This is a genomic window from Neptuniibacter pectenicola (assembly GCF_001597735.1).
GTDB lineage: Bacteria > Pseudomonadota > Gammaproteobacteria > Pseudomonadales > Balneatricaceae > Neptuniibacter > Neptuniibacter pectenicola.
The window spans coordinates 1-25532 of record NZ_LUTS01000007.1 but is presented as its reverse complement, the minus strand read 5'-3'; the positions used below and the strand labels follow the sequence as shown (position 1 = coordinate 25532).

General features: G+C 45.4%; 22 protein-coding genes. 6 read left to right on the top strand and 16 right to left on the bottom strand.

What is annotated here, in order from left to right:
• Positions 1-3: 3 nt before the first annotated feature.
• Positions 4-2877 carry an RNA polymerase-associated protein RapA gene (rapA, locus tag A3773_RS10305; RefSeq protein ID WP_067985692.1) on the bottom strand — a complete coding sequence of 958 codons (2874 nt, stop codon included), beginning with the start codon at positions 2875-2877 and terminating at the stop codon, positions 4-6.
• Between the two features lie 139 nt (positions 2878-3016).
• On the opposite strand from rapA, the gene A3773_RS10300 reads away from it, so the two are divergent.
• Together A3773_RS10300 and A3773_RS10295 are read left to right on the top strand one after the other, a co-directional pair.
• Positions 3017-3499 (top strand): C40 family peptidase, encoded by a 483-nt coding sequence (locus A3773_RS10300; RefSeq protein ID WP_067985690.1) that lies wholly within the window; start codon positions 3017-3019, stop codon positions 3497-3499.
• A 178-nt stretch (positions 3500-3677) separates the two neighbouring features.
• Positions 3678-3914, top strand: coding sequence for a hypothetical protein (locus A3773_RS10295; RefSeq protein WP_067985688.1), 237 nt, complete (start codon positions 3678-3680; stop codon positions 3912-3914).
• A gap of 16 nt (positions 3915-3930) precedes the next feature.
• On the opposite strand, the gene lhgD is transcribed toward A3773_RS10295, so the two are convergent.
• The 5 genes from lhgD to A3773_RS10270 all read right to left on the bottom strand — a co-directional run bounded on the left by lhgD (position 3931) and on the right by A3773_RS10270 (position 12478).
• Positions 3931-5127 carry an L-2-hydroxyglutarate dehydrogenase gene (gene lhgD / locus A3773_RS10290; RefSeq protein WP_067986008.1) on the bottom strand — a complete coding sequence of 399 codons (1197 nt, stop codon included), beginning with the start codon at positions 5125-5127 and terminating at the stop codon, positions 3931-3933.
• 52 nt (positions 5128-5179) lie between these two features.
• Positions 5180-7318, bottom strand: a complete 2139-nt coding sequence (locus A3773_RS10285; RefSeq protein ID WP_067985686.1) for a TRAP transporter permease — start codon at positions 7316-7318, stop codon at positions 5180-5182.
• 225 nt (positions 7319-7543) lie between these two features.
• Positions 7544-8575 carry a TAXI family TRAP transporter solute-binding subunit gene (locus A3773_RS10280; RefSeq protein ID WP_067985685.1) on the bottom strand — a complete coding sequence of 344 codons (1032 nt, stop codon included), beginning with the start codon at positions 8573-8575 and terminating at the stop codon, positions 7544-7546.
• 395 nt (positions 8576-8970) lie between these two features.
• Positions 8971-10356: a sigma-54-dependent transcriptional regulator gene (locus A3773_RS10275; protein WP_067986006.1), complete on the bottom strand. Its 1386-nt coding sequence runs from the start codon at positions 10354-10356 to the stop codon at positions 8971-8973.
• Positions 10357-10372: 16 nt separating this feature from the next.
• Positions 10373-12478 (bottom strand): sensor histidine kinase, encoded by a 2106-nt coding sequence (locus A3773_RS10270; protein WP_067985683.1) that lies wholly within the window; start codon positions 12476-12478, stop codon positions 10373-10375.
• 207 nt (positions 12479-12685) lie between these two features.
• Here A3773_RS10270 and A3773_RS10265 point away from each other — a divergent pair, with 207 nt between their 5' ends.
• Positions 12686-13552, top strand: a complete 867-nt coding sequence (locus A3773_RS10265) for a prephenate dehydratase (protein WP_067985682.1) — start codon at positions 12686-12688, stop codon at positions 13550-13552.
• Between the two features lie 309 nt (positions 13553-13861).
• Here A3773_RS10265 and tcdA read toward each other — a convergent pair whose 3' ends face one another.
• The 7 genes from tcdA to A3773_RS10230 all read right to left on the bottom strand — a co-directional run bounded on the left by tcdA (position 13862) and on the right by A3773_RS10230 (position 19097).
• Positions 13862-14653 (bottom strand): tRNA cyclic N6-threonylcarbamoyladenosine(37) synthase TcdA, encoded by a 792-nt coding sequence (tcdA, locus tag A3773_RS10260; RefSeq protein WP_082800600.1) that lies wholly within the window; start codon positions 14651-14653, stop codon positions 13862-13864.
• A gap of 57 nt (positions 14654-14710) precedes the next feature.
• A complete protein-coding gene (locus A3773_RS10255; protein ID WP_067985680.1) occupies positions 14711-14929 on the bottom strand; it encodes a hypothetical protein in 219 nt (72 codons plus the stop codon).
• A gap of 11 nt (positions 14930-14940) precedes the next feature.
• Complete coding sequence (locus A3773_RS10250; protein WP_067985679.1) at positions 14941-15624, bottom strand: TIGR01621 family pseudouridine synthase; 684 nt, start codon at positions 15622-15624, stop codon at positions 14941-14943.
• A gap of 117 nt (positions 15625-15741) precedes the next feature.
• Entirely contained in the window at positions 15742-16110 is a 369-nt protein-coding gene (locus A3773_RS10245) for a hypothetical protein (RefSeq protein WP_067985678.1), read from the bottom strand.
• Between the two features lie 198 nt (positions 16111-16308).
• Positions 16309-17013: a DnaA regulatory inactivator Hda gene (hda, locus tag A3773_RS10240; protein WP_067985676.1), complete on the bottom strand. Its 705-nt coding sequence runs from the start codon at positions 17011-17013 to the stop codon at positions 16309-16311.
• A complete protein-coding gene (locus A3773_RS10235; protein ID WP_067985674.1) occupies positions 17003-18103 on the bottom strand; it encodes an AI-2E family transporter in 1101 nt (366 codons plus the stop codon). The genes hda and A3773_RS10235 overlap by 11 nt, the downstream gene beginning before the upstream one ends.
• 16 nt (positions 18104-18119) lie before the next feature.
• On the bottom strand, positions 18120-19097 hold the full coding sequence (locus tag A3773_RS10230; RefSeq protein WP_231902187.1) for a DUF2066 domain-containing protein: 978 nt from the start codon (positions 19095-19097) through the stop codon (positions 18120-18122).
• A 275-nt stretch (positions 19098-19372) separates the two neighbouring features.
• Between A3773_RS10230 and purM the strand changes: the two genes are divergently transcribed.
• From purM to A3773_RS10215, 3 genes are read left to right on the top strand one after another with little or no spacing between them, the layout of a single operon-like run.
• Positions 19373-20431, top strand: coding sequence for a phosphoribosylformylglycinamidine cyclo-ligase (gene purM / locus A3773_RS10225; RefSeq protein ID WP_067985670.1), 1059 nt, complete (start codon positions 19373-19375; stop codon positions 20429-20431).
• A gap of 8 nt (positions 20432-20439) precedes the next feature.
• Positions 20440-21090: a phosphoribosylglycinamide formyltransferase gene (gene purN, locus A3773_RS10220; protein WP_067985669.1), complete on the top strand. Its 651-nt coding sequence runs from the start codon at positions 20440-20442 to the stop codon at positions 21088-21090.
• 12 nt (positions 21091-21102) lie between these two features.
• Positions 21103-21816 (top strand): DUF3108 domain-containing protein, encoded by a 714-nt coding sequence (locus tag A3773_RS10215; protein WP_067985668.1) that lies wholly within the window; start codon positions 21103-21105, stop codon positions 21814-21816.
• 16 nt (positions 21817-21832) lie between these two features.
• Here the strand turns inward: A3773_RS10215 and A3773_RS10210 are convergent, their stop codons facing one another.
• From A3773_RS10210 to A3773_RS10200, 3 genes are all read right to left on the bottom strand, one after another.
• Positions 21833-23050 carry an EAL domain-containing protein gene (locus A3773_RS10210; RefSeq protein ID WP_067985667.1) on the bottom strand — a complete coding sequence of 406 codons (1218 nt, stop codon included), beginning with the start codon at positions 23048-23050 and terminating at the stop codon, positions 21833-21835.
• Positions 23051-23136: 86 nt separating this feature from the next.
• Positions 23137-24588, bottom strand: coding sequence for a diguanylate cyclase domain-containing protein (locus A3773_RS10205; protein ID WP_067985666.1), 1452 nt, complete (start codon positions 24586-24588; stop codon positions 23137-23139).
• 142 nt (positions 24589-24730) lie between these two features.
• Entirely contained in the window at positions 24731-25363 is a 633-nt protein-coding gene (locus A3773_RS10200; protein ID WP_067985664.1) for a hypothetical protein, read from the bottom strand.
• Positions 25364-25532: the final 169 nt, after the last annotated feature.

Sequence of the window (25532 nt, the reverse complement as noted above, 5' to 3'; positions counted from 1 at the left end):
CGATTACTCGTGCGTAATCACCGCGACCCTAATCGCATCCATTTTCAGCGACGCTTCCTGCAACGCCTCAACAAGATGGGCGGTCAACTGATCATGGGCCTCAAGCTCCTCTTGGCGAATATTAGGGTTCACTTTCGCCAGTGCAACTAAACGGTCTTTCTCATCCGCTTGCTGCTGTTTAAGCGTCGCCAGTGCATCCGCAATTAACTGTTCCCCTTTCTCTTCAACCTGCTGCTCTAACTGGGCAACAAGGGTGCCTATATCTTCGCGGGTATGCTTAACCAGATTATAAGCCACATTTTTACCGACACGCTTACCTAAGCTCGAAAAGTGCTGTTCAGTGATAACATCGGTCAAATCATTACCGGTGCTGTCAATAACACGACGAACACAGGCATCGGAAAGATAACGTTGAAGTTGTAACGCTTTATCTGAGATACAATGCACTCGGAACACCGCTTCAACGAGTAAACTACCGGCTTTAAGGGGTAACAACTTCATCGTACAAAGCGTTGAGCTACCATAACTACCTTCCAGCATCATCTCCATTGCACCAGCGACCATAGGGTGCTCCCAGCTAAGGAAGTGCATATCTTCACGGGACAGGGCTTCATTACGCTGAAACGTTGCCGTCATGCCATCGCTTGGTAAGCCCGGAAAATGGCTGCTGAGCATATGATCCCCTGGGTGCAGTATCACGCCATTGATACCGGTGCTTTCCTGCTCTACCCCAAAGTGATCAAACACGCGCCCCATATAGGATGATAAGGTCCCCGGTTGGCTATCCTCTTCAACCGCATCCAGTAACGCTTCCGCCACTGAGGTATTACACGAATTCAGTTCCAACAGGCGGTCACGTCCCTGCTGCAGCTCTTCCAACAACGCCTGCTGGCTATGCGCGGTCTCTTTAATTAAGCGATCAATACTTGCTTGGTCTTCTATATTTTCCATACAGTGATGGAGGTCCGCAGCAAACTGCTGCATTAAACTTTGACCCGTTGGACAAACCTGCTCAAACGCACTTAAGCCTTCAGCATACCAACGTAACAACACCTCTTGGGCGCTATCGGCAAAATAGGGTACATGAACATTAACCTCTTTAAGCTGGCCTATACGGTCTAAACGACCAATACGCTGTTCTAGCAGGTCCGGATTCATCGGTAGATCAAACATCACCATATGATGAGCAAACTGGAAGTTACGCCCTTCACTGCCGATTTCTGAACAGATCAATAGCTGTGCACCTTGCTCACTATCGGCAAAATACGCAGCGGCTCTATCACGCTCAACAAGGCTCATACCTTCATGGAAAAGTGCCGTACGTCGACCTTCAAACAAACGAAGCTGTTTCTCAAGTGCTATCGCCGTTTGGGCGTGCGCACAGATAACCAGTATCTTTTCACCTTTGTAATCGTCTAACCACTTAATCAACCAGTCGGCTCGATTATCCTCTAATAACCATGCAGACCCTGCACCCTCACCAATCAATGTTTCAGGGTGTAAACGGCATTCCATCGGCGCCGTATCAATAACGTCTTTATAGGCCTGAGGCAGGGGTAAAGAGTAGATATGTAATTTCCGCTGCGGGAAACCCTGAACACTTTCACGGGTATTACGGAACAATACACGCCCCGTACCATGCTGGTCTAAAAGTGCGCGAACGGTTTTATCAATCAGCCGTGTCCGTTCCTCACTCTCATCGTCTTTATGCTGCGCGAGTAGATCAGCAACATCATCGCCTAAATATTGATGCAGTAGTTCAATAAATGCTGAATCTTGCAGCGCTTCATGCCAACGGTCTGGCGCCTGTAAGATCTCAATTAATTGATTGACGCACTTAAAGTCCTGCTCATCGGTAATAAACTTTTCTAAATCGTAATAACGATCCGGATCAAGCAAGCGCAAGCGGGCAAAATGACTTTCAATCCCTAACTGCTCAGGCGTTGCCGTTAACAGTAATAAACCTTTTACTTTTTGCGCTAACGCTTCAACACAACGGTAGGCATGACTCGCCCCCTCTTCACTCCAACCAAGGTGGTGGGCTTCATCCACAACCATTAAATCCCAACCGGCATCCACGGCCTGCTCAAGGTATTTTTCATCGCGGGTAAATAGTGAGAGCGGACTTAAAACCAGTTGAGCTTCTTCAAACGGATTTCCTTCGCTATCTAAGCAGCGGCCTTCATCCAGAATTGAGAAGTGTAAATTAAAGCGGCGCAGCATCTCGACAAGCCACTGATGGATTAAACTATCAGGGACAATAATCAGAATACGATGGGCTAGCCCTTTCACCAGTTGCTGATGAATAATCAGTCCAGCTTCAATCGTTTTACCTAAACCCACCTCATCGGCTAATAGGACCCTCGGCGACATGCGCTGACCTACTTCCGATGCGATATAAAACTGGTGAGGTAAATATTGTACGCGTGGTCCCAACAAGCCATAGGCAGCAGAGTGCTGATGGTTGTGTTGATTCTTTAATGTTTCTAATCTTAATTCGTAATGGCGTAACTTATCGATCTGACCGGCAAACAAACGCTCATAAGGTTTGCTAAAATGTACTGAGCTCTCTAAAGAGGCTTCATGAATAACCTGCTCATTCCCTTCTTCATCATCACCAAAGTAGATCACACAGCCTTTACTCTCTTCATGCTGTGTAACGGTGATTGACACACCTTCATCATCCGTAATCTGATCGCCTATGGGATAGACAATACGACTCAGCGGCGCATTATTTTGTGCGTAGGTGCGCGCTTCACCGGTGGCAGAAAATAAAATATCTACACGCCGATCTACCAACTCTGTGACTACACCTAAACCTAACTCCGCTTCTGTGTAACTATACCAACGCTGGCCAATCTGAAAATCTTCGGTCATGATAAATCGCTTTCTAGGGACTGTAAAAATAGGTGGGCATAATAGGCAGTTACGCTTATGAAAGCCAATCTGTTTAGTACATATTAGTTAGGGTTATACTGTAAGCCAATATTCTAACGCTCATTTAAGCGGACTAATAATGAATTTACGCTCAATTAACGTTTTATTATTTTTTATTCTTATTCTACAAGGCTGTAGTAGTTATTCGACTCGCCCATCCACTGCGTCCATCAACATTCAACCCCAATCGCCAGTAGCCCATGCACTTTTAGACCAACACAAAAACTGGCAAGGTACCCCCTATCAATGGGGAGGAGAGTCGCGTCAAGGCGTTGATTGCTCCGCCTTTACGCAACTCACTTACCAAACGGTTTTTGGCTATCAGTTACCTAGAACTACAATCGCACAGGTTGATAGTGGTGTCGCTATTAAACAACATCAGCTCACCCCCGGTGATCTGGTCTTTTTTAAACTCGGCGGTAACAAACAACGGCATGTAGGCGTCTACGTTGAGCAGGGTGTTTTTCTTCATGCCTCCACCAGCAAAGGTGTCACCTTAAGTCGATTAGACAACCCCTACTGGAAACAACATTACTGGAAAGCGGTACGCCCTAAAAAATAACCGATAAGCCTTATTTCAGCTTGGCAGCCCACCTCATCCCCACTTTCTTATTACTTTTTGATTTAAATACATAACAATTAAGAATTATTCTTATAGCCTTATTTATTATGCGGTTTAAAATAGCGCGCGAGAAAACAACGCATAATAATATGATAACAATAAGAAAAGGCGATATAGGATGAAGAGCTGCACCCACTGTGTAAACACAATTAAAGCGAGTCAGGGCCACCCCTCTCCTGAGCAGTTAAATAACTTAGGCGAAGCGCATGCGAAACCTTGGTGTGATATTTGTAAACACTTACAAGTGGCTAACTACCGGATCAGTGAAACATGCGATGCGCCGCGTGCACTGTTTAATAACCGACACTTCCATACGAAGAGCGCACAAGCACCCTTCACACGGTTTGATGTATAGATAAGGTCAAAACCCCTTATCGATCAACCAACGCTGAGACTTTTTCAACGATATGCTTACCTATAGGTATAGCCGATGTAGCGGCGGGTGAAGGTGCGTTGCAAACCGCTAACGAACGACTCGTATTCATAAATAAGAAATCATCGATCACATCGCCATTTTTTGCGACCGCTTGGGCGCGTATCCCTGCGGGGTAACTCTCTAAGTCATTGATGCTAAGTTCTGGACAGTATTTCTGAACTAAGCGTAGATAACCCTTTTTAGAGATCGAGTTTTTCAACTCAGAGACGCTCGCTTTAAAGTGCTTCATAAGCAGTTTAATCATGCCCGGATAGGTCAACATCTGGAAGCTATCCTTTAAGCTCACATCTGTCTTTTTATACCCTTCCCGCTTAAACGCCAACACAGCATTAGGCCCAACCGTCACAGACCCATCGATCATCCGAGTCAGGTGAACACCAAGAAACGGTAAATCAGGGTTAGGAATCGGGTAGATTAGGTGGTTGACGATCTGATTGTGCTTAGCGGAGAGGCGGAAGTATTCACCGCGAAAGGGGATAATCCTAAAGTCAGGTTCCAAACCCATCATTCTAACCACTCGATCAGACTGCAAACCGGCACAGGCGACAAGGTAACGACCATGATAGCGTTTCCCATCCGTATAAACCGTCACCCTATCCGCAAACTCTTCGATACCTGTAACAGCCGTATTGAAGTGAATGTGACCCCCTGCCTGTTCGATTAGATCGCCCATGCATTGTGTGATTTGAGTGTAATTCACAATCCCGGTTGAAGGTACAAATAGCCCCCCCACCCCTTGGATATTAGGCTCTTTCGCTTTCAACATCGACTGATCAAGCACATCAACCTCAATGCCATTCTCAGCACAGCGCCCGATCAGCGCTTGCATCCGTTCCAGTTCAGCAGAATCAGTCGCCACTAGCAACTTGCCACACTGTTCAAAAGGGATATCGTGCGCAAGACAAAACGCCTTAGTCGCACGATTACCTTCTTTGCAAAACTTAGCTTTTAGGCTCCCCGGCTTATAATAAACACCAGCGTGAATAACGCCGGAGTTATGGCCAGTTTGATGTTGGGCAGCACTCGACTCCTTTTCTAGCACCAGAACCGATTTGCCAGGATACTTCTGCTGCAACTGCCACGCAGTCGACATGCCTAAGATACCACCGCCAATCACAATAAAATCGTATATGTCCCGTTCTAAATCTGCTGCCACAAAATACCCTTACCTTTAGAGAAAATGATTAAACCGTTTGCAGGCTGTCTTTATTCGCTTTACGGCTAAACATGAAGATAAAGATAAAGCCAGCAACACCCACTAAGCTCACTACCATTTGATCATGAGGCCATAAAAGAGCGATAGCACATACACCGCATAATGCCCGTAACATTAAGTTCAACGGACCTTCTAAATAGCCTTCCATAAAGCCAACAAAAGCATATAGACCAAAAACTGAAAAGACAAATATGCTTAGCACCTCTGCTGTCGTGCCACCAATGAAATTGGTATACGCAAAAAGCAACGGCACTATATACAAACCTTTCGCAATCTTCCATGCCGTAAAGCCTGTCGCCATCGGCGGTGTTTTAGCAATGGCTGCCGCAGCAAAAGCGGTTAAACATACAGGCGGCGTCACATTGGAATCCTGAGACAACCAGAAGATAATCATATGAGCCGATAGCAAAATCATCGCTAATGCTTCCGCTGGCAACGCTTGCTCTAACAGCTGGCCTTTAAAATCGGCGGGTATAGAGCTCAATAGCGCCTTGGCATCCACCTCACTCATGGGGGCCGATAATAAACTCACCTTATCCATATCTATCAACATAAATATGGTCTTAGCGGCATCCGGCAGTGTTCCCGTTGCAATAAGGTCCAGCAAACGGCTTTCAGCCATCAAACCATAAAGCGCTGGCGCGGATAGTGTTGCTAATACGATATAGGCAGCCGTTACCGGCAAGCCCATCCCCAAAATCAAAGAGGCTAAAGCGATCAAGACTAAAGTGATTAATAAGCTACCACCGGCCCACTCTGTCACCATAAGGGAGAAGGTATTACCAATCCCTGTCATAGCAACCACATTAACAACTAAGCCAACGGAGATCAGTAGCATGGCCGTTGTCGCCATATTACGTGAGCCTTGAGCAAGCGAGTCAAGAATCTCCTTTATACCCATAGGGTGCTTAGACAACCACGATGAAACGACGACCGATATAATTGAAATGCCGGCCGCATAAGTGGGTGTAAACCCATAGATAAGCAAAGACACTAATACCACCAAAGGCAGTAAGAAATGCCAGCCCCCCTTAAAGACTTCACCCAAAGTACGCGTATCGATTTCAACCGCATGGGCATGACTACGTTTAGCTTCAACGCGGACAAAAAAACCAACCGAGAGAAAATACAAAAATGCAGGCAAGGCGGCGATCGCAATAATGTCGAGATAAGAGATCTGCGTATACGATGCCATAATAAATGCACCCGCCCCCATCACGGGTGGCATTAGCTGCCCCCCCGTTGATGCAGCGGCTTCTACACCCGCCGCAAAACGTGCGGGGAAACCCGCTTTCCGCATAAGAGGGATCGTAATAACACCCGTAGATACGGTATTCGCCACAGACGAACCTGAAACAGAGCCCATAAGGCCAGACCCGAGTACCGCAACAAACCCTGGGCCGCCAACAAAGCGGCCTGCCGCACAGCGGGAAAGATCAATAATAAAGTCACCGGCGCCGGACTTAACCAAAAAGGCACCGAATAGGATAAACATGAAAACATATGTCCAAGAGATACGCGCAATTTGGCCAAACATACCTTCAGACGAGAAGTAAGAGCGGTACAGCAATGTTTCTAGGCTCAAACCGGCAAAACCAAACATGCCATCAATGTATTGTCCCCACCAAAAAACGTAGGTCAATGCGACAAGAATCATACACGGGATAAACCACCCAGTGGTTCTGCGTGCCATCTCCAACGCTATAAAAATAGCACTGATGGAAAAAACCCAATCCCAAGGCACAAATTTGACGCCTCGATCATACAGCGCATCTTCAAAGCCAATCAGGTACAGCGCACAGGCAACCGCCGCAACACCGAGTAAAAGATCCAATACAAGAGCGAGTTTCTGCTTAGCTACATTCGATGAATTGAAGACGGGAACCATCAAAGCACAAAGAAATGCAAAGCCACTAAAGTGAATGGCTGCAACATAAAGCTCAGACCAAGTGCCTAATGTGTTGAAATAGATATGTGTCAATGCGAAAACGACACCTACCCAATAAATTATTTTCCCAGTGACAGAGTTCTCAGGGCGCTGTGGAAGCTGTAACCCTTTGAGTTTTTCACTGATATCTTGATCGTTTCCGTTCGTTTCAGTCGCCATAATTCTAATCGCTCAAACAAATTAGATACGCAATAACCCCGTAACATCAGATTACAGTTCTGTAAGAATAGTGGAGGCAATTGCAGGAGTAATTATAAAAAAATAGGTGGTGCAAACTTAACCTCGCTGGTAGCTAAGTTTGCACCGGTTTGAACATTTCAAACCAAGAAAGGAGGAGCTGCAATAATAGACAGCGTACTAACTCAATAGTTCCCCCGATCGTTATTACTTCGCGATCAAATGATCAGGAATGTTTACACCCATCTCTTTATAATAACGCGCGGCACCGGCATGAAGCGGTACAGGTAAGCCCGCAATAGATTTCTCTAAAGACATCGCTTTTGTTGCTTTATGAATACCATTAAGGAACGCTAGGTTTTCATAAACCGTTTTAGTCAGTAGGTAAACATCTTCTTCAGAAACATCATCACGCACAGCTAAGAAGTTAGGCTGAGCCATAGTGTTGATATCTTTGCTTTGGCCTGGGTAAGTATTAGCGGGGATATGATAGGGCGTCCACAGCTTATAACTACCATTCGCTTGTTTGATCTGTTCATCGGTAAAGTTAAGTACCGTAATGTCGCTACCTAATGCTGCATAAGCACGGGTAATCGCAGACGTTGGTACACCTGATGGGATATTCATCCCTTCAATCGTACCGTTTTGCAATGCATCTGCAGACGCGCCGTAACCCATATACGCAAGATTAAATCCATCCGCATCGATGTTTAAGTTACTTAGGATCGTTCTGCCCGAACCTTCGGTGCCGGAGTTTTTCTTACCGATAGAAAACTTCTTACCGGCTAGAGAGTTCATATCCGCAATCGTGCCTGTTTTAGCATGCTCGGTTTTCATAACAAACTGTTCTACGTTCTGCCAAAGCATAGTGACGGAACGTAAGTTTTTCTGGGGACCGGCTTCTTTAAGGCGACCTTCACCATTCCAAGCCCAAGCACCATATAACCCCTGAAGGATAGCAAACTGAGCTTCGTTTTCGCCCAATAGCTTAATGTTCTCACCTGAACCTGCAGAGTTAATCGCAGACATGGAGATCTTGTGTGACGGCTCAAGCTTGATTTTAGTTAACGTTGCAAGCGCCACACCTACTGGATAGTAAGTACCACCCGTTGAGGCCGTTGCTAGTATATAAGAGTGTCTTTCATCAGCGGCCTGCACTAAGCCTGCTGTCCCAACAGCGGTACTCACGGCTAATGCCAAGCCCATACCCTTAATAAAAGTACGTTTTGTAATTGTCATCCTGTTACCCTTCTTCATTTGGAGTTTTATTATTAAATGCGTAACACGGTATTTAGAAAGCAATCATAGTGCCAGCTTAACAAAAACAAATATTTACAATAAATTTCAAAGTGTTACAAAACAAACCTGATTGAAAAACCAGTGCATAGGCAAAATATTGCTTATCAATTCACCCTAAAATAAGCAAAAAACAGCTCATTAAGCATAACCATCGAGGGCACACCCGTTTAATCGATCATTTGATCGCTCATCGACACAGATCCCTTAAGCCAAGAAGCATATGGCGGCCTCAGAAACCTAACAGTGGGTAGGGGGTGTCGTAAAAGTGATCCTGCACTCAATAATAGGCAAAAAACGGCCTATCAAAAAAAATACATATAAATCAATACCTAACACTAATCGGATATAAAGTCCGAACGATGAAGGCCATATTTAGCCATCTTTTGATTTAAGGTTCGACGCGGTAGGTCCAACATATCCATGACCGACTTAATATTGCCTCCATGCTCAGCCAACGATCGCTTAATCACTTCGGCCTCAAAAGCGGCAACTTGAATAGCTAAAGGTTGAGAGATATCCCCGCTCAGTTCACTTAGCTGCATCGGCTGATCCTCTGGAAATAGAATGTCCGATACCGAAACCCGTTTATCTAATGCGTACCTCATCGCCACATTTTTCAGCTCCCGCACATTACCCGGCCACTGATAGCTGTTCAATGTCCTAATATCTTGCTCCGGCAGTATTCGCTGCTCACGCTCATGGCTTTGCGCTGTCATTCTTAAATAGTGCTCAAATAATAAAGGCGCATCCTCCAAACGATCACGCAGCGGTGGGATATGCAGTTGAGTCACATTAAGGCGATAAAACAGGTCTTCACGGAAATTATCATCCACTCTAAGGTCGGTTTTCGCGGCGGCAATCACGCGAAGATCCACAGGTATAGGCGCATTACCACCTAAGCGTTCAATCACACCCTCTTGCAGCGCACGCAATAGTTTAATCTGTAAGTGCAAAGGCATACTCTCAATTTCATCCAGAAAGAGCGTGCCGCCACTGGCATATTCAAACTTCCCTATCCGACGTTTCGTGGCGCCCGTAAATGCGCCTGCTTCATGGCCGAACAGTTCACTTTCAATCAAAGATTCAGGAATCGCACCGCAGTTAATCGGAACAAAATGGGCTCGACCTCGGGTGCTAAATTCATGCAGCGATTGTGCAACCAACTCTTTACCGGTGCCCGTTTCACCATAAATAATCACATTAGTATCGAGGTCAGCTAAGGTAAGAATCTCTTGCTTTAACCGCTGTATCACTGGTGAGATACCGATCAAACGTTTATCAATACCAGTTGAGCTGGCGAGGTGCTGCTGTAAACGTAGGTTATCTAACATCAGCCGACGCTTTTCACAGGCGCGCTGAATCGTTTCAACTAAACGCTCAGGGTTAAACGGTTTTTCAATAAAATCATACGCCCCTTTACGCATAGCTGAGATCGCCATGTCCACATCCCCATGCCCTGTCACAAGCACAATCGGTAAACCCGGCACCTCTGACAACGCGGCGGCCATTAACTCAAGCCCAGTCATCTCCGGCATTTTGACATCACTGACCACAATGCCTCTAAACGATTCGCTAATATGCTTAAGTGCTTCGGCGCCACTATCACAACCAATCACTTCGAAGCCGGCCATAGCTAACCATTTTTCAGTTGATTTCCGCACCATCGCTTCATCATCAACGAGCAGGACCGTACCCCTGACATCATTTTCATTTACACCCATAACACTCATAACCTACTTAATGCTCTTCCGAGAAAAGAGGCAGTATCACCGTAAAAGACGCCCCACCTAACTGACACTGGCCAACCACTATATCACCCTCTAAATCACGAATAATCGATTTAACAATCGCCAACCCTAACCCTAGACCATCGCCAATTTTTTTAGACGTGACAAACGGATCAAACAAACTGTCCAATAGCTCCTCTGCGATACCCGTACCGGAGTCGCTGATCGTAATAAGTACCTTTTCCTTACAGACCACCTCTATACTCAATTGACGAGGCGACTGGGCGCGCATCGCATCTAACCCATTATTAATCAGATTGACCATCACCTGCTCTAAACGAGCATTATCACCCAGCACATATAACACTTTCTCTGGTAACCGCGTTGTCAATTCAACCTGTTCATCCGCAATTCGCTTTTTAAACAGGAGCAACGAATGCTCAATCACCATCTGAATAGATACGGGCTGTTTATCCTCTGGTTTTTTGTAGGCATAGGTCTTTAACTGTGACGTAATTTGAGCCATATGCTGCGTTAATAGGTCGATTTCCGTAAGATTTTCCGTCAGCATCTCAGGTTTATTTAGCAACTGTTTACAGATCGCCACATAATTTCTAATCGCCGTTAGCGGTTGGTTTAGCTCATGAACAACAGCCGTTGACATGCGCCCTAAGGCCGCCATTTTTCCTGCTTGAATCAATTCATTTTGCGCTTCACTCAGCGCTTTCGTCCGCTCTTCCACTTTGGTTTCTAACGAGTTATTTGCCCGTTTTAACTCCATCTCGAGCCCCTTACGGCGGGAGATATCGATGACCGTTACTAGAAATTGGCGTGATTCATCTTTTTCAAGCGCAAGCTCTTTCAAGGTAGGCGAGATTTCCGGCAGCATTTTTCGCACTGAAATCATTAATGGAAACTCAGTACCATCCCCTCTGACACCAACGGACTCATAGCCGATTAAAGGCGAAAATGCGTCCCAATCCAGGCTCGTCAACAACCGATTAACTAAGGGGTCACCTTCCGCCACGACTAACTCAGCAATAGGACGGTTGAGGATCAGTTTCATCAATACCGCAAACTGCTGCAATGCCATTTTATTAGCAAAACGAATAAGGCCTTGGCTATCAATGAGTAACAGGCCAACCTGTGCATGATTGATGATCGCTTTTTGCTGCGCCTCATTACGTGCAAGCGCCTGTCGCGTCTCATTCTGCGAACGTAATTTCAGCTGCCGTTCTCGAAACAACAACATCAACAAACCAAACGCGATACAACCACCAAATGAGAATAAGGTGGCGTTACGCACATTTTTATTCACCACATCCGTGTCATTCAGTACCGTTACTTCCCACGCAAGGTCATCCAGTGAAACGGAACGAGCCAACCAGTGATGGTTATCCTTCTCCCAAAGTGCCGTTGTCACACCGTTACTCAAATCATGGGAGGATACCCGCGCTTGCGCTTGCAGATTTTCAAAGCGCTGAAATGAGCCCGTCGAGAAAAACAGTGTGCCTTTATTGTCTGCGATCAACACGGTTTCAACTGAACGCAATTTTTTAACCAAGTTTTGCAACTCTATCCTAACCACCGCCGCGCCAATAAAGCGCGTGCCATCATAAATAGGAGAGGATAAAAAATAGGCTGGCCGCTTAGTCGCGACATTTAAACTAAACTGCCGACCTCGGTGTCCACTTTGAGCCTGTTGAAAATAAGCTTGGTCGTTATGGGAGCGCTGAAAAAAATCATCTTCATCTCGCCAATGGCTGTAGGCTAACGCCCGTCCCTCCGTATTTAACAAAAAGAGCGAAGAGGAGCCTGCAACAAGGTTTGTCTGCTCAAGGTACAAACTCACTTCAGCACTCTTCTCTGATTTAGAGAATGCCAATAGCTCTTTAACACTGACATTTTGCGAAATCAAAAAAGGGAGATAGCGATACTGACCTAGAGCCGATCTCAATTCAGTAATCACCTTTAGCAGCTCATCGGAGCCCTGTTGATGTAAACGTTGTAGCGTCAGATCACGGGTAATATTAACCACTTGCCATGTAAACAGCAGGGTAAAAACTAGAAAAACTAGCGCCATTAATAAGCGATGCATAATCAACAAGGTACTCATAAAAAATATCAGTTATGGGTTCATCGCTGCGCGTGGCCCAACACCCATGCAGTAAACCTACATAATAAATGAAAAGAAACGATCCGGTTGTATTATCCGTCTGGCCGAAGACGCCTATACAAAAAATTAAACTCGCTTGAACAGTAACAGAGAGTTTATCTCTGTGTAATAATACCCCCCTCGTTTTGCATTAATAGATTAAATACTATGACCGATCTACCAGCAATAATCGCCTATCAAGGTGTACCGGGAGCTTATTCCCACCTATCCTGCCGTCAGGCCTACCCTGAACTACAAGCACAAGCCTGTCATACCTTTGCCGATGCTATGTTTATGGTGGATAGCGGAAAAGCGCGTTTTGCAATGATCCCACTGGAAAACTCTACCGCAGGTCGAGTGGAAGAGATTTATCGCTTAATGCCAAAAACCAAACTCCATATTGTTGGTGAACACTTCGAGCCCGTAAACCACTGTTTACTTGCACCGAAAGGCAGTCAACTGAGTGAAATTAAAGCGGTAGCCTCACACCCTCAAGCGCTCGCACAATGCTATGGAAATATCGAGGAATTAGGGATTGAGCCAATTGCCAGCCTTGACACCGCCGGTGCCGCAGCGGAGCTAAGCGAGAACCCGAGTAAAGGGCTTGCAGCAATTGCATCAAGTCTGGCGGCTGAACTGTATGACCTTAAGATCCTACGTGATAACTTTCAAGATAAGTCAGGCAACACCACCCGTTTTATGATTCTGGCGCGAGACAGCCATATGCCGGAATTAAAAGCGGATGTGCGGTTTATGACATCAATTATGTTCACCGTGCGAAATATACCAGCGGCGCTATATAAAGCGCTAGGCGGGTTCTCAACCAACGGTGTAAACATGTTAAAGCTAGAAAGTTATATGGCGTCAGATACGATGACCGCCACGAGCTTTCATCTTGACGTTGAAGGCCACCCTGATGAGCGGTCAATGAAGTATGCGCTTCAAGAGCTCGACTTTTTTGCAAAAGAAGTTCGCATCATGGGCACCTACCCCTGGCACCCGTTCCGCTTACGTGGCGATCAAATTATCGAGTAATATGTGGGGTTCATCGCACCGCTATAGGCAATATGATTAACACTATAGTAGCCGTATTACGTGAAAAATCGCGCCAAAAGTTTTATGTTGCGGCGCACAAACCTATTACATAATAGCCCTGTGCCTGAAGCCCAAGCATCATCTACTCTATGAGTACTGCTCGGCTCAGCTGCATCCCGTCTTACACTCTGGCTAGGCTATGAGTAAACGCATTTTTCCCCTCTATATGAGGGGATTTTTTTAACATAAGCTATTTTTTTCTGTATACCTTAGATGGTAGCCGCTGCCACAGCCCCATTAAACGCAACATCACTGCGCCCTTTCCCACCGCTTTTTCATTTTTTCCAATACACGGGCCACCGCTGCAAAACCAAAGCTTGCCGTCACACAGGTTGATGCACCAAAACCACTAGAACAATCTAGCCGCGTACTTCCATCACTGATACTTTTTTGCCCACAAACTGACCCATCCGGTTGCGGATAAACCAACTGTTCCGTGGAAAAAACACAATCCACTGAAAAGCGCCGACCGCTTTTACTAAACTGATAGTGCCGACGTAGCAGAGAACGTACCTTAGCCGCCAAAGGGTCATGGCTTGTTTTAGATAGATCACAGATCTCAATCTTTGTCGGATCCGTTTGCCCCCCAGCACCACCTACAGTAATGATAGGGATTTTTCGATAGCTACAATGGGAGATCAACGCCGCTTTTTCTTTTACGCTATCGATCGCATCAATAACATAATCAAATTCGCTGGTAATCAGCTCAGGTATATTTTCAAGCGTGATAAAGTCATCAATCTCGTGCACCTGACACGCGGGATTAATCTGCTTTATCCGTTCAGCCATTGCCTCAACTTTAGAGCGACCTATATTGCCATCTAACGCATGTATTTGACGATTAACATTCGTAATGCAGATATCATCCAAGTCGATAAGCGTTATGGTTCCAATCGCAGTACGTGCAAGCGCTTCCGCCACCCACGAGCCAACGCCGCCAATACCAATGACACACACATGTGCTCGGTTGAACATATCAACCACATCAGTGCCATAGAGCCGACGTGTACCACCAAATCTATTTTCAAAATCGCTGGACAACAACCTTTCCCCGATCTGCGTTAACCATGGATATAACCCATAAGATAAGACGTAAATTTAAAACTCTTCGTCCGTGATCTCAGTAAGAATAGTATTCCCACATTTACAGCATTTACCTTCGACAAAGATAATACCGTTCTGCTCATACTCTTCTGGATTTTTCATGCCTAAATTGACCTCTTGGCAGTTATCACACCAAGTCTCTTCTAAAAAGGCTTTTCTTTCGTCTTCATCACGAAGATTAAAGTCACGTTCAATACGTTCGCTATCACTCATCTTTTTTACCTTCAATTATTGGTTATATTGGGCCATTTCAAGTCTGCTGGACAGCCACAAAAATCGTTCATCACGCGTTTAAAGTCATCACCAAATAGCTCACCTTCATCAGGTAAACATTGATAATGATACTGCTGATCATCGTAGCTAAAACCTAACCCAAACGCGTGTAGATAGACACGATCAGAGGCTACGCCACCATACAGCTGATCCCCCAGAATCGGTGCGCCTTCACTTTTTAACGCCACACGAATCTGATGCGTTTTCCCCGTACAGGGTTTAATAATAAACAAACGAAAACCTGGCATTAATGAGGTGCTAAAGAATTGGGTTTTAGCCGGATTTTCTTTACTGCTTAATAGCTTCCAACTTCCCCGTCTCGCTTTGGCCATATCACCAACAATCGCCCCCTGCTTTCTACGGGGCTTCCTCGCGGAGATAGCCAAATAATATTTAGTCACTTGGCGCTCTCTAAATTGCGCCGAAAGGATCGAAGCCGCTTGCGCATGCTTAGCAAATACCAAAATACCCGATGTGACTTTATCCAAACGGTGCACCAGAAACAGGGCCTCTAGCTTGAGGTCATCTTTCAACTGCATAGTTAAGCCGGTTTCGTTCTGGTCTTTATGGACACTAATACCCTGAGATTTATTAATCACAAGAAAATCTTCTGTTTGATCAATTATCTGGTACACATTAAGCCCCATAAAAAGCGGAATAATGCGGGAGTTAGGTAGAGATATCAAGGAGGGAAGCAAGTTAACTGAGCGGACAACAAAAATCTAGGCAGGCATGGCCTGCCTAGAGGAACATCACGCGAGCTTTTCGATCTGTTTTAAAAACTTATCAACTTTATCGGTATAGATGTGGAACTCAACACTACGGTGGCTATGGGTCTCTTTAAAATACTCAACCTCTAAGCATGCGACATTATCTTCAATAAATTTCGCCGCCGAGAAGCGGTCATCACCGCCTTTTAGGTTAAGAAACTTCACACTATTTGAAACCAGCACTAAACGCTTATCAGTGACCGCGATGAAACCTTTATACCATTCACGGCCTAGCACTTTGCCTTTAGGGCTAAGATGAGTAACGGTAAAACGAATATTATTCTCTTTAACCAAGACCTTTTCTTTATCTATCTTTTTCTGCAACTTTTCAGAAAGATGATTCTTCGCCATACAGCCCCCAATAAGAGCGTCTAATAAAATGGACTCTATTGTGCATTACGCAGTTGCAAAAAATGATGACAGATATGTGAAGAGTTAAGGAATATATGAAGTTTGCGTAGACAAACAGCAAAAGTCTAAACGCCCTTCGCTGTTAATTCGGTAAGAAACGGAGAAAGCCCTAAGCTAAACGCGCGCCCTGTGCTTTATTTATAAACCGGTCACTTCTTTAATAAAAGGAATGGTTACTTTACGTTTAGCACTCAGGGAGGCTTGATCTAAGGTATCAAGCAATAATGCTAAATCATTCATGTTACGGCTGGCATGGTGCAGTAGGTAGCGAGCAACATCATCAGAAAACTCAAGCCCTCTGGCGGTAGCTCGCATCTGAATAGCTTTAATCTTAGTATCATCATCTAAGGCTTGAACCTGAAAAACAATACCCCAACTAAGCCGAGACGCCAGATCAGGCAGCTTAACACCCAAATACCTAGGTGCCGCCCCAGCCGCAATAATGAGGGTATTACCTTGTTCACGAATACGATTAAAAAAGTGGAAGAGGGCCTCCTCCCACTGCGTATCGCCAACCACCACATCAACGCTGTCTAAACACACAAGGTCGAGGAATTCCATCCCCTCTAAAATACCCCCACCAAGATGCTTTAACTCATCAAGTGGTAAGTAGGCAGCGGTTCGCCCAGCCGGATCAGCCTCATGACAAACCGCTTGCAATAAATGAGTACAACCAACCCCTTCATTACCCCAAATATAAATAAACTGCTCACCTTCAGAGTGAGCAGTAGCCTTTAAGCTTGCGCACAGCAACTCATTGCCTTGAGCATAAAAATTTTCAAAGCGAGCATCGTCGCGCAAGCCAACGGATAATGGAATTTGAAATGGATGGTCAGTTGTCATGTGTTACAAATTCAGATTGTTCAAGATCGCTCGAAGATTCATGGGCATATAAAGCACTACTTTTATACCCTTCATTTAGATGGCGCAGCAACACCATAATTACAGCCGCAACCGGCAGGGCCAATAACACCCCAACAAAGCCAAACAATTGACCGCCCGCCATGATGGCAAAGATAACAGCCACTGGGTGAAGACCTATACGATCCCCAACAAGGAGTGGCGTCAATAACATCCCCTCCAACAACTGGCCAACGATAAAGACCGCGCCAACAAACGCTAGAACCATCGGGTCTTGGAACTGCATAAAGGCCGCAACACCGGCGACCGCTATACCGATAAAAAATCCCATATAGGGAACAATGCTAGCAAGGCCTGCGATCATACCAACCAATAGCGCCAGATCAAGTCCTACAAGCCATAAACCCGACGCATAAACAATTGCAAGGGCTAACATAACCAGTAACTGCCCTTTCATAAACGCGCCTAAAACTTCATCGCACTCTGACGCCCACAAAGAGACTTTAGGCTCTAAATTACGCGGTAATAGGTGTTTGATTTTATCAACCATCACATCCCAATCCCGGAGCAGATAAAAAGTCACCACCGGAATCAAAACAAGGTTCGCAACCCATGCAACAATCGCGAGGCCCGACTTGGTTATCCCTCCGACAAGGTGCGCCATAATATCACCGGTTTTTTGCAGGTCCCCTACCAACAACTGTTTAAGGTGAGCAAAATCAAACACGGAAGCATCCAAACTAAAGGTATCTAATATCCAAGGAAATATCTGTTCTTCAAATAAGATAAGTGCTTGAGGCACGCGTTCTAATAATGTTTGTACCTGATAACCGATCTGAGGAATAAAGAGAAGGAATAACAGCGCAACTAATCCCGTCATGACAATAAAGACAATCACAACCGATACAGTCCGTGATAAGCCCGCGGCCTCAAGGCGATCAGCAATAGGATCAGACAGATACGCCAACAACGCCCCGATCAAAAAAGGCGACAAAACCGGTGCCAACAGATAGATAACACCTGCAAAAACTAAGGCAACGATCAAAAAAAACCAGCGCTGAGATTCCGTCATCTTCCTTTATCCTTTATTAACCTTGCCAATAATAGTTCAAGGTTTTAATCCCATTTGAATTGAGCTGTTGATCTCTCGCCTGAAGACGCGGCTCAACCCCAATTGCTTGCTGTAACTGCTGCTCACTTCCATCTAACTCAAGTCTAAGCGTCACATCACCATTGGCCACCCGCTCAGGTTTAATCGTACTCACAATCGGAAGCGAGGTTAAAAATTCGGTTAGCTGTATATAGTCTCGTAAACTGTGGATGTTACTGACATTGATGGCGATCCCCGATTGGAAGTAACTGAGGTCATGGCTCACCACCGGATGAAACAGTTGATCCGCCACCGTATCAACCACCTGGGTTAATACCTCATCGACACTGCCCGAATAGGACACCCGTTCAATTTGGTTATCTTTTAACAGTATGCCCTCTAATTGAGCAATACCAGAAGTAGACCGCTGCAAGCGAGCCGCCAATACCGCATCAGGGCGATAACGCTGGGAAGAGGTTTGTACTGCATCCTCAAACAATCCCCAAACATCACTCACCTGTATCGCTGTTTGATCGGCTAAATCGAGTAGAGGCAACTGCACAGGCAATCCCCGCCCCTTAGCCGCCGCCGTCAACACTTTCATTTCATCACTATCGACGGTTGAAAAATCTTGGTAACCCGCTAGGTCAGACACCAACCAGACCAATAAGGTAGGACGCTGTATACCTAAGGGCTTAACGCCGGTTTGCGTGATTAAATGATCAACCGCCGCACTATTATAATCCAACAGTAAGGTTGTCGCCTTTTCCGCACCGCTACCTTGGCTCGCAAAACTAAATTGCTGTAAAAATGTCGCCGGTGTGAGTAATTGTTGTCGAATAACAGGGTGGGTGCTCAGTGACCGCTTACCGGATACTTTTACCAAAACCTGCGTAAGGCCTTCGATAATTTGAGCCTCAGTCGGGGCTTGCGTCTCAACACTCACCGGCAGTTCCACGCTATAAAGCTTACTCACCGTACCTGCATTGACAGCAGGGGTTATAAGCGTAGAAGTTAGTATCAGCAAGGTGGTACAAAAAGTCCGCAATACGTCCATTAAGCTGCCTCAAAGTTTGCAAACAGGAAGATGGCGTAACTGTACCACAAGCTGATAATGCTTTTTAGGTGGTTTCTTATGACATTTTGTTAATTTTGCATCAGGATATGAGTGTATTAAATCCTAAGAAACGGTAGAATACGCGCAATTATTTTCTTCCATATTTCCCTTGTACATGAAAGGTTAACTGATCCATGTCTACTGGTTCTGATAGCAGCTCACTGAGCTATAAAGATGCGGGTGTCGATATCGACGCTGGCAATGCCCTCGTTGATCGTATTAAAGGCGTAGCAAAAAGCACTGCCCGCCCCGAAGTAATGGGAGGCTTAGGTGGTTTCGGCGCACTATGCCGTATCCCTGAAGGCTATCGTAAACCTGTACTTGTTTCAGGTACTGACGGCGTCGGTACTAAACTACGTTTAGCGATGGACCTTGGCAAACATGACACAATCGGCATCGACTTAGTCGCTATGTGTGTCAATGATCTGATCGTTGCGGGTGCTGAGCCACTACTTTTCTTAGATTATTATGCAACGGGCAAATTGAACGTTGATACAGCCGCAGATGTTGTTACAGGCATAGGCAAAGGCTGCGAACTTGCAGGTGCGGCGTTAGTCGGTGGCGAGACAGCTGAAATGCCAGGCATGTATGAAGGCGAAGATTACGACTTAGCGGGTTTCTGTACCGGTGTTGTAGAAGAAGATGACATCATCGACGGTAGCCAAGTTAAAGTAGGTGACGTACTGATCGGCTTAGCCTCTTCAGGTCCCCACTCAAACGGCTACTCTTTGATCCGTAAGATCTTAGAGGTTAGCGGCACTGAGTTAACCGCTGAGCTTGACGGTAAACCACTGGCCGATGCGCTAATGGCACCGACGCGAATCTACGTTAAGTCACTGCTAAAACTGATTAAAGAATCACAAGTAAATGCCCTATCCCATATTACCGGTGGTGGCTTACTTGAAAATATCCCTCGCGTATTACCGGATAACGCTAAAGCAGTTATCAATACTGATTCGTGGACACTCCCCCCTGTTTTTACATGGCTACAAGAAAAAGGGAATGTAGAACCAACTGAGATGTATCGCACGTTTAACTGCGGTGTAGGCATGGTGATTTGCGTACCGGCTGAAAAACAAGAGGAAGCCCTTTCAATTTTAGCCGCTGCCAACGAAACAGCCTGGGTTATCGGCTCAATTGCAGAAGCGAAAGACGGCGAAGAGCAGGTTGAACTTGCAGGCATGGGAGCTTAATCCAGCCTATGAGCAAAAGAATCGTTGTCCTGATTTCAGGTAGTGGTTCCAATCTGCAAGCGATCATGGACGCTATCGATACAGGTCAGATCAATGGCCGTATCGAAGCTGTCCTTAGCAACAAGGCCGATGCCTTTGGCTTGCAGCGCGCCCAAAATGCCAATATTCCTGCAATCACCTTAAAACATACTGATTTTGATGATCGCCATCATTTCGATCAAGCGATGATTGAAAAGATCGATCAGTACAATCCGGATCTTATTGTGCTTGCGGGTTTTATGCGCATTTTAACACCCGAATTCGTGCGTCATTATCAAGGACGGATGTTTAACATCCACCCCTCCCTACTGCCTAAATATAAAGGCTTACATACACATCAACGGGCCATCGATGCCGGTGATACTGAACACGGCTGCACTGTACATTTTGTCTCCGAAGAGCTTGATGGCGGGCCCTTAGCTGTTCAGGGTAAAGTCAGCATAGATGTGGATGATAATGAAGAAAGCTTACAGCAAAAGGTCCATGCGATTGAGCATGTAATATACCCTCTTGCGGTTGAGCTTTACTGCGCTAACAGGTTAATGTGGACTCAAGATGGCGTGGTAATGGATGGCAATACGCTCCCCCCCCAAGGCCACCAAGTGGAATCACTAAACTAAGAGGATAAAAGCATGTCTAGCATTTTATTAAGAGGTTCAATCATCTCACTGACCTCTCTTATTATCTGGGCAGCGCCTCTTCACGCTGAAGTCACTGTATTCAAACCCTTTACTGCATCCTACGAACTGGATTGGGACGGCCCTATTTCGGTCAGTGGGGACACAATACGTCAACTTAAGCAAACCCCTGACAATAACTGGACGTTCGAATCTAAAGCATCATCCATGTTTGCCAGTATCTTTGAGAAAAGCCTCTTCCGCTGGGATAACGAACAACTATCCCCTATTCATTACACATTCAAACGCAGTGTCTTTGGTAAAAAACGCAACGCTGAAATCAGCTTTGATTGGGACAACAACCGCGTGACAAATGAAGTTAATGACAAGCCATGGCAGATGGATGTTGAGCCCGGAGTACAAGATAAAATAAGCTATCAAATGCTACTACAGCAGCAACTTGCTGACGGGAAACAAGACTTCACCTACCAGGTCGCCGATGGAGGCATTTTAAAAGAGTATAAATTCCGGGTCGATGGACACGAAGTTATTGAAGCACCGATTGGCGCTTATGAAGCCATTAGGGTGAAACGTGTGCGCGAAAAGGACAGCCCAAGACAAACCTATATATGGTTCGCCCCAGAACTGGATTATCAAATCATTAAGCTCAAACAGATAGAGAAAAAAGACAAAGCCTATACACTACTACTGAAAGAGCTTACACCTTAATACCGCTGACAAGCGGCTAATCAATCTCAGGAATCCAGCCTGCAGGCATCGCACTAAAGCGACTAAAGAGGTCGGTGTCACGCGCCTCATCCCTTAAATCGGCCAACAGAATCCGAGAGTCATCAATAAACAAGACCGCCGTCTGTGCGCCAAGCCCCGTATGGATATCTTGATAAGGTTCAGAAAATACCAGCCGGTTTTGCGTATCAGTTGAGCCCAACAATTCAAAGAAGTAAGGACGCCAGCTCCAGTTGTAGCCATTGTGGCTATCGTCTTTAATCCAGCCCTTCTCACTATTTTCATAGTTGGAGGAGATCTGATTACCTAGGCGATCACAAATATAAAAACGCAGTAGATGGTCCGCAGCAACAAAGTGCTCTAGGTCACCATCATCATTTGCTGCACGTAATACTTCACGCAACGACATCAGTTCTGCTTTAATTTTTTCAGCCCGCCAATGACTACGTGACGTAGCCTCTATCGCTTGATCACGGTAGTGACTCAGCAGGTTTTTCACTTTGACCACAGTGCTCTCAGGGGCCTGCATCTCGGCCGTTGCAGGCGAAAATAGAAAACCTTGTACGTAGACCGCATTACAGCTTAATGCGAGATAATACTCTTCCTCAGTTTCCACACCCTCACAAAGCACTTTACTACCCAGCTTAGAGGCCAATTCACCCAACATTTGGATCATGGAAGATCGACGATCGTCAGTCACGCCGCTTTTTATCAACGTCATATCTAGCTTGATAATATCGGGTTTTAACAATGCAATACGGTCAAGTTGAGAGAAACCTGTACCAAAATCATCGATCGCCACCCTAAAGCCCTGCTCACGGTAGCGCTCAACTAAACGTTCAATAACTTCCAGATCGCCATCTAATTCTGTGATTTCGATAATAATTTTAGAGCTATCAGCGGCAAGCGACTTAATCATCTCAAGCGTAGGCAGATTATCGAGTGACTCTAAATATTGTAACCATTCAGGGGAGATATTAATGCTTAGATAAGTGTCATCCGGAAGCTTTTCCAGCTGCTGCAATGCTTTTAAACGTACATCTCTATCCAGCTCTATACGCTCTTTGACATCAATGGTTTGGTCCGAAAAAAGCCCCCCCGCTGAAATAACATTGCCAGCTGAGTCTTCCATGCGTGCCAACGCCTCATAACCGGCTATACGTCCTGTGGCCGTCTCGATAATGGGTTGAAAATAAGGAAACACTGTAACGCTCATATATAAACTCAACTCTCACTGAACTCTGAACCCATTCAGAATCTATAATTCTGAACCAATAAAATAACCATAAACTTACACAAAGATCAGACCGCCGTAGAGCGTTCCCTCTTTGAAGCATACATCCGCTGATCCGCAAGCGACAAAAGGCCCTGCGCATTATGTGAGTCCGTCGGGTAGATTGACATGCCAATACTACAACTCAAAAAGACATTGTTACCTTCCCAAACAAACGGCTCAATAAAAATCTCTTCAATCGTTTGATAACAGCGCTGAAATGCCGCCTCATCACTAACACTGCTCATCAGAACAACAAACTCATCACCGCCGTAGCGAGCCACAATATCTGATTCTCTCACAGCATTTTTTAATCGATTAGCAAAGGTTTTCAACAGCACATCACCCACTGCATGACCCAAAAGGTCATTCACCGGCTTGAACTTATCAAGGTCAATAAAAAACAGCCCCACCTTTGTTTCGCTAAGCTCAGCATGCGCCACTTCACTATTTAATCGGTCTAGCAAAACCCGCCTATTGCACAGTCCGGTTAGGGAGTCATGATTTGCAAGGTAGGATAAACGCGCCTGCTCCTCCGCATGATGACTAATATCGTTAACCGTTACTATAAAAAAGTCATTACCATTCAATACAAACTTGCGCTCTATCAGCTCAATCTCTATCGCCTCACCTGAGGCCGTTATGGCATACGTAACACCATGTTCTGTTCTAAAAAGATCTGACGACGCCAACGTGAGCAGCACATCCTCAGGGTAACCAAATACCTCCAACCCCATCTCATTGGCAAACTGAACACGACCTTTTGCATCCAATACGATCAAACAAGCCGCCGCATTGTTAACCAAATGCATAAAACTCTGCATCAGCATTTCAGATTCGCTTGTACGCTTATTATATAGACGGATAATAATGGCAAAGTTCAATAAGGCTAATACAAAAGCGAATGTTTGAATCCAGCGCAGATTCATCGTTTTTTCGGCCGTCATCTGCTCAATACGAAAGGTTAATGCATTCATCAAGTCCAGTATCGTTAAATTATTACGCTTGCTCATCGCTAAAGCAGCCTTAAAAGCGGCTTCATCCTGGGGGTTCTCTAAAACTTTCTCCACGTAAAAGCCAAGCTCGTCGATCAAGTGTTGCGTTTCAGACACATAAGCTAACGCCACCGCATCGGTTAATCCCGAAAACGCCTTATTGTTACCCTGTCCGTCAACCGCTAATCCCCCCGCCTCAAACACATTAAGCGTCGAACGAAATAGTCTATAGACATAGGCCAGCTCTTTTTTATAATCCGCTGAATCCATTTGTTCATCAGACATTAACAATAAAACTTTGGTCATCCTTTGCGACAACATCCGCTGCCTGCCCGCTATATTGATAGCAAGCGCATCAGCATCAACTTGCTTAGTGATCAATAGATTTATGCCCAAAGCAGTGCAATCAAGCACCAAAAAGAAGCACACAACAATAGTTATAATGCTTTTACTTTTACCATATCTGCTCAACGCTACACGGGGCATAAGCTCAATACTCTTGACGTCACTACTTCCGCCGAAGCAGCTGGACCATGAAAATTAAAGCAATAAACAGACCAATTGGCCTGCACCACAAAAAAACACGAAAAAACGACGTAACCCCCTAATATTTATCGGATTCACGCCCCTAAAAGCGGGTATAAGCATCTAACTCTTTTTCAACCGGAATCTGCCATTTAGACAGCAGCTCCCTCGCCGTTACAAATTTCTTCTCGGCATCAATTCTCAAATGCTCTAATGAGCCGGTCATAGCAGCCCTCACCCTAAGCATTTGGTACTTAAATAAAGGCGTGAGTTTACGCGCCAAATGGGTGCCGCATATTTTATCTTGTTGCATCACAACGGCAGGGTCTGAACTTTGAAAGAACTCAGCCTCTAATTCAATCAGGCCTTGGGTGTATTCACACAACTCATGCTGCTCCTGAGAGGCAATAGCCGCAAGCACATAAGGCCCAGATATGGGCGTAAAGGATGCGATCGCCGTCTCAACACGACGCTGTGAGCGCAACTCTGCGGTCTGTAGCTCCTGCTTTCGGTATTCAGCAAAACCTTTTTGAATCCTTGTCATGGAGCGGCGTAAATCTTTGTTCTCAACCGTTAAATCAAAGTTTTCTTGGCTAAACTGCTGCAGAGACTCTAATTCACCCAACTTTTTGTATTGGGCCAATTCAGCATGCAGCATGAAACTATAAAAACCTAATCCGCCAGCAACAATGAAAAGCAGCCCAGCAACAGCAGCTATTACAGTAAATTTATTCATAAGCAATCACTTAGTCATTATCTAGTTAGGGTTAAGATCACATTTAGCCACACAACTTTCAAGCCGTTAAAGCAACTTATCGCCATATACAATGACCCGTCCTAAAATACGTTGACGGTTTTTTATTAAAGCCAGTTGAGCATTCAACTGGCTTTTTTATGCACTTCAG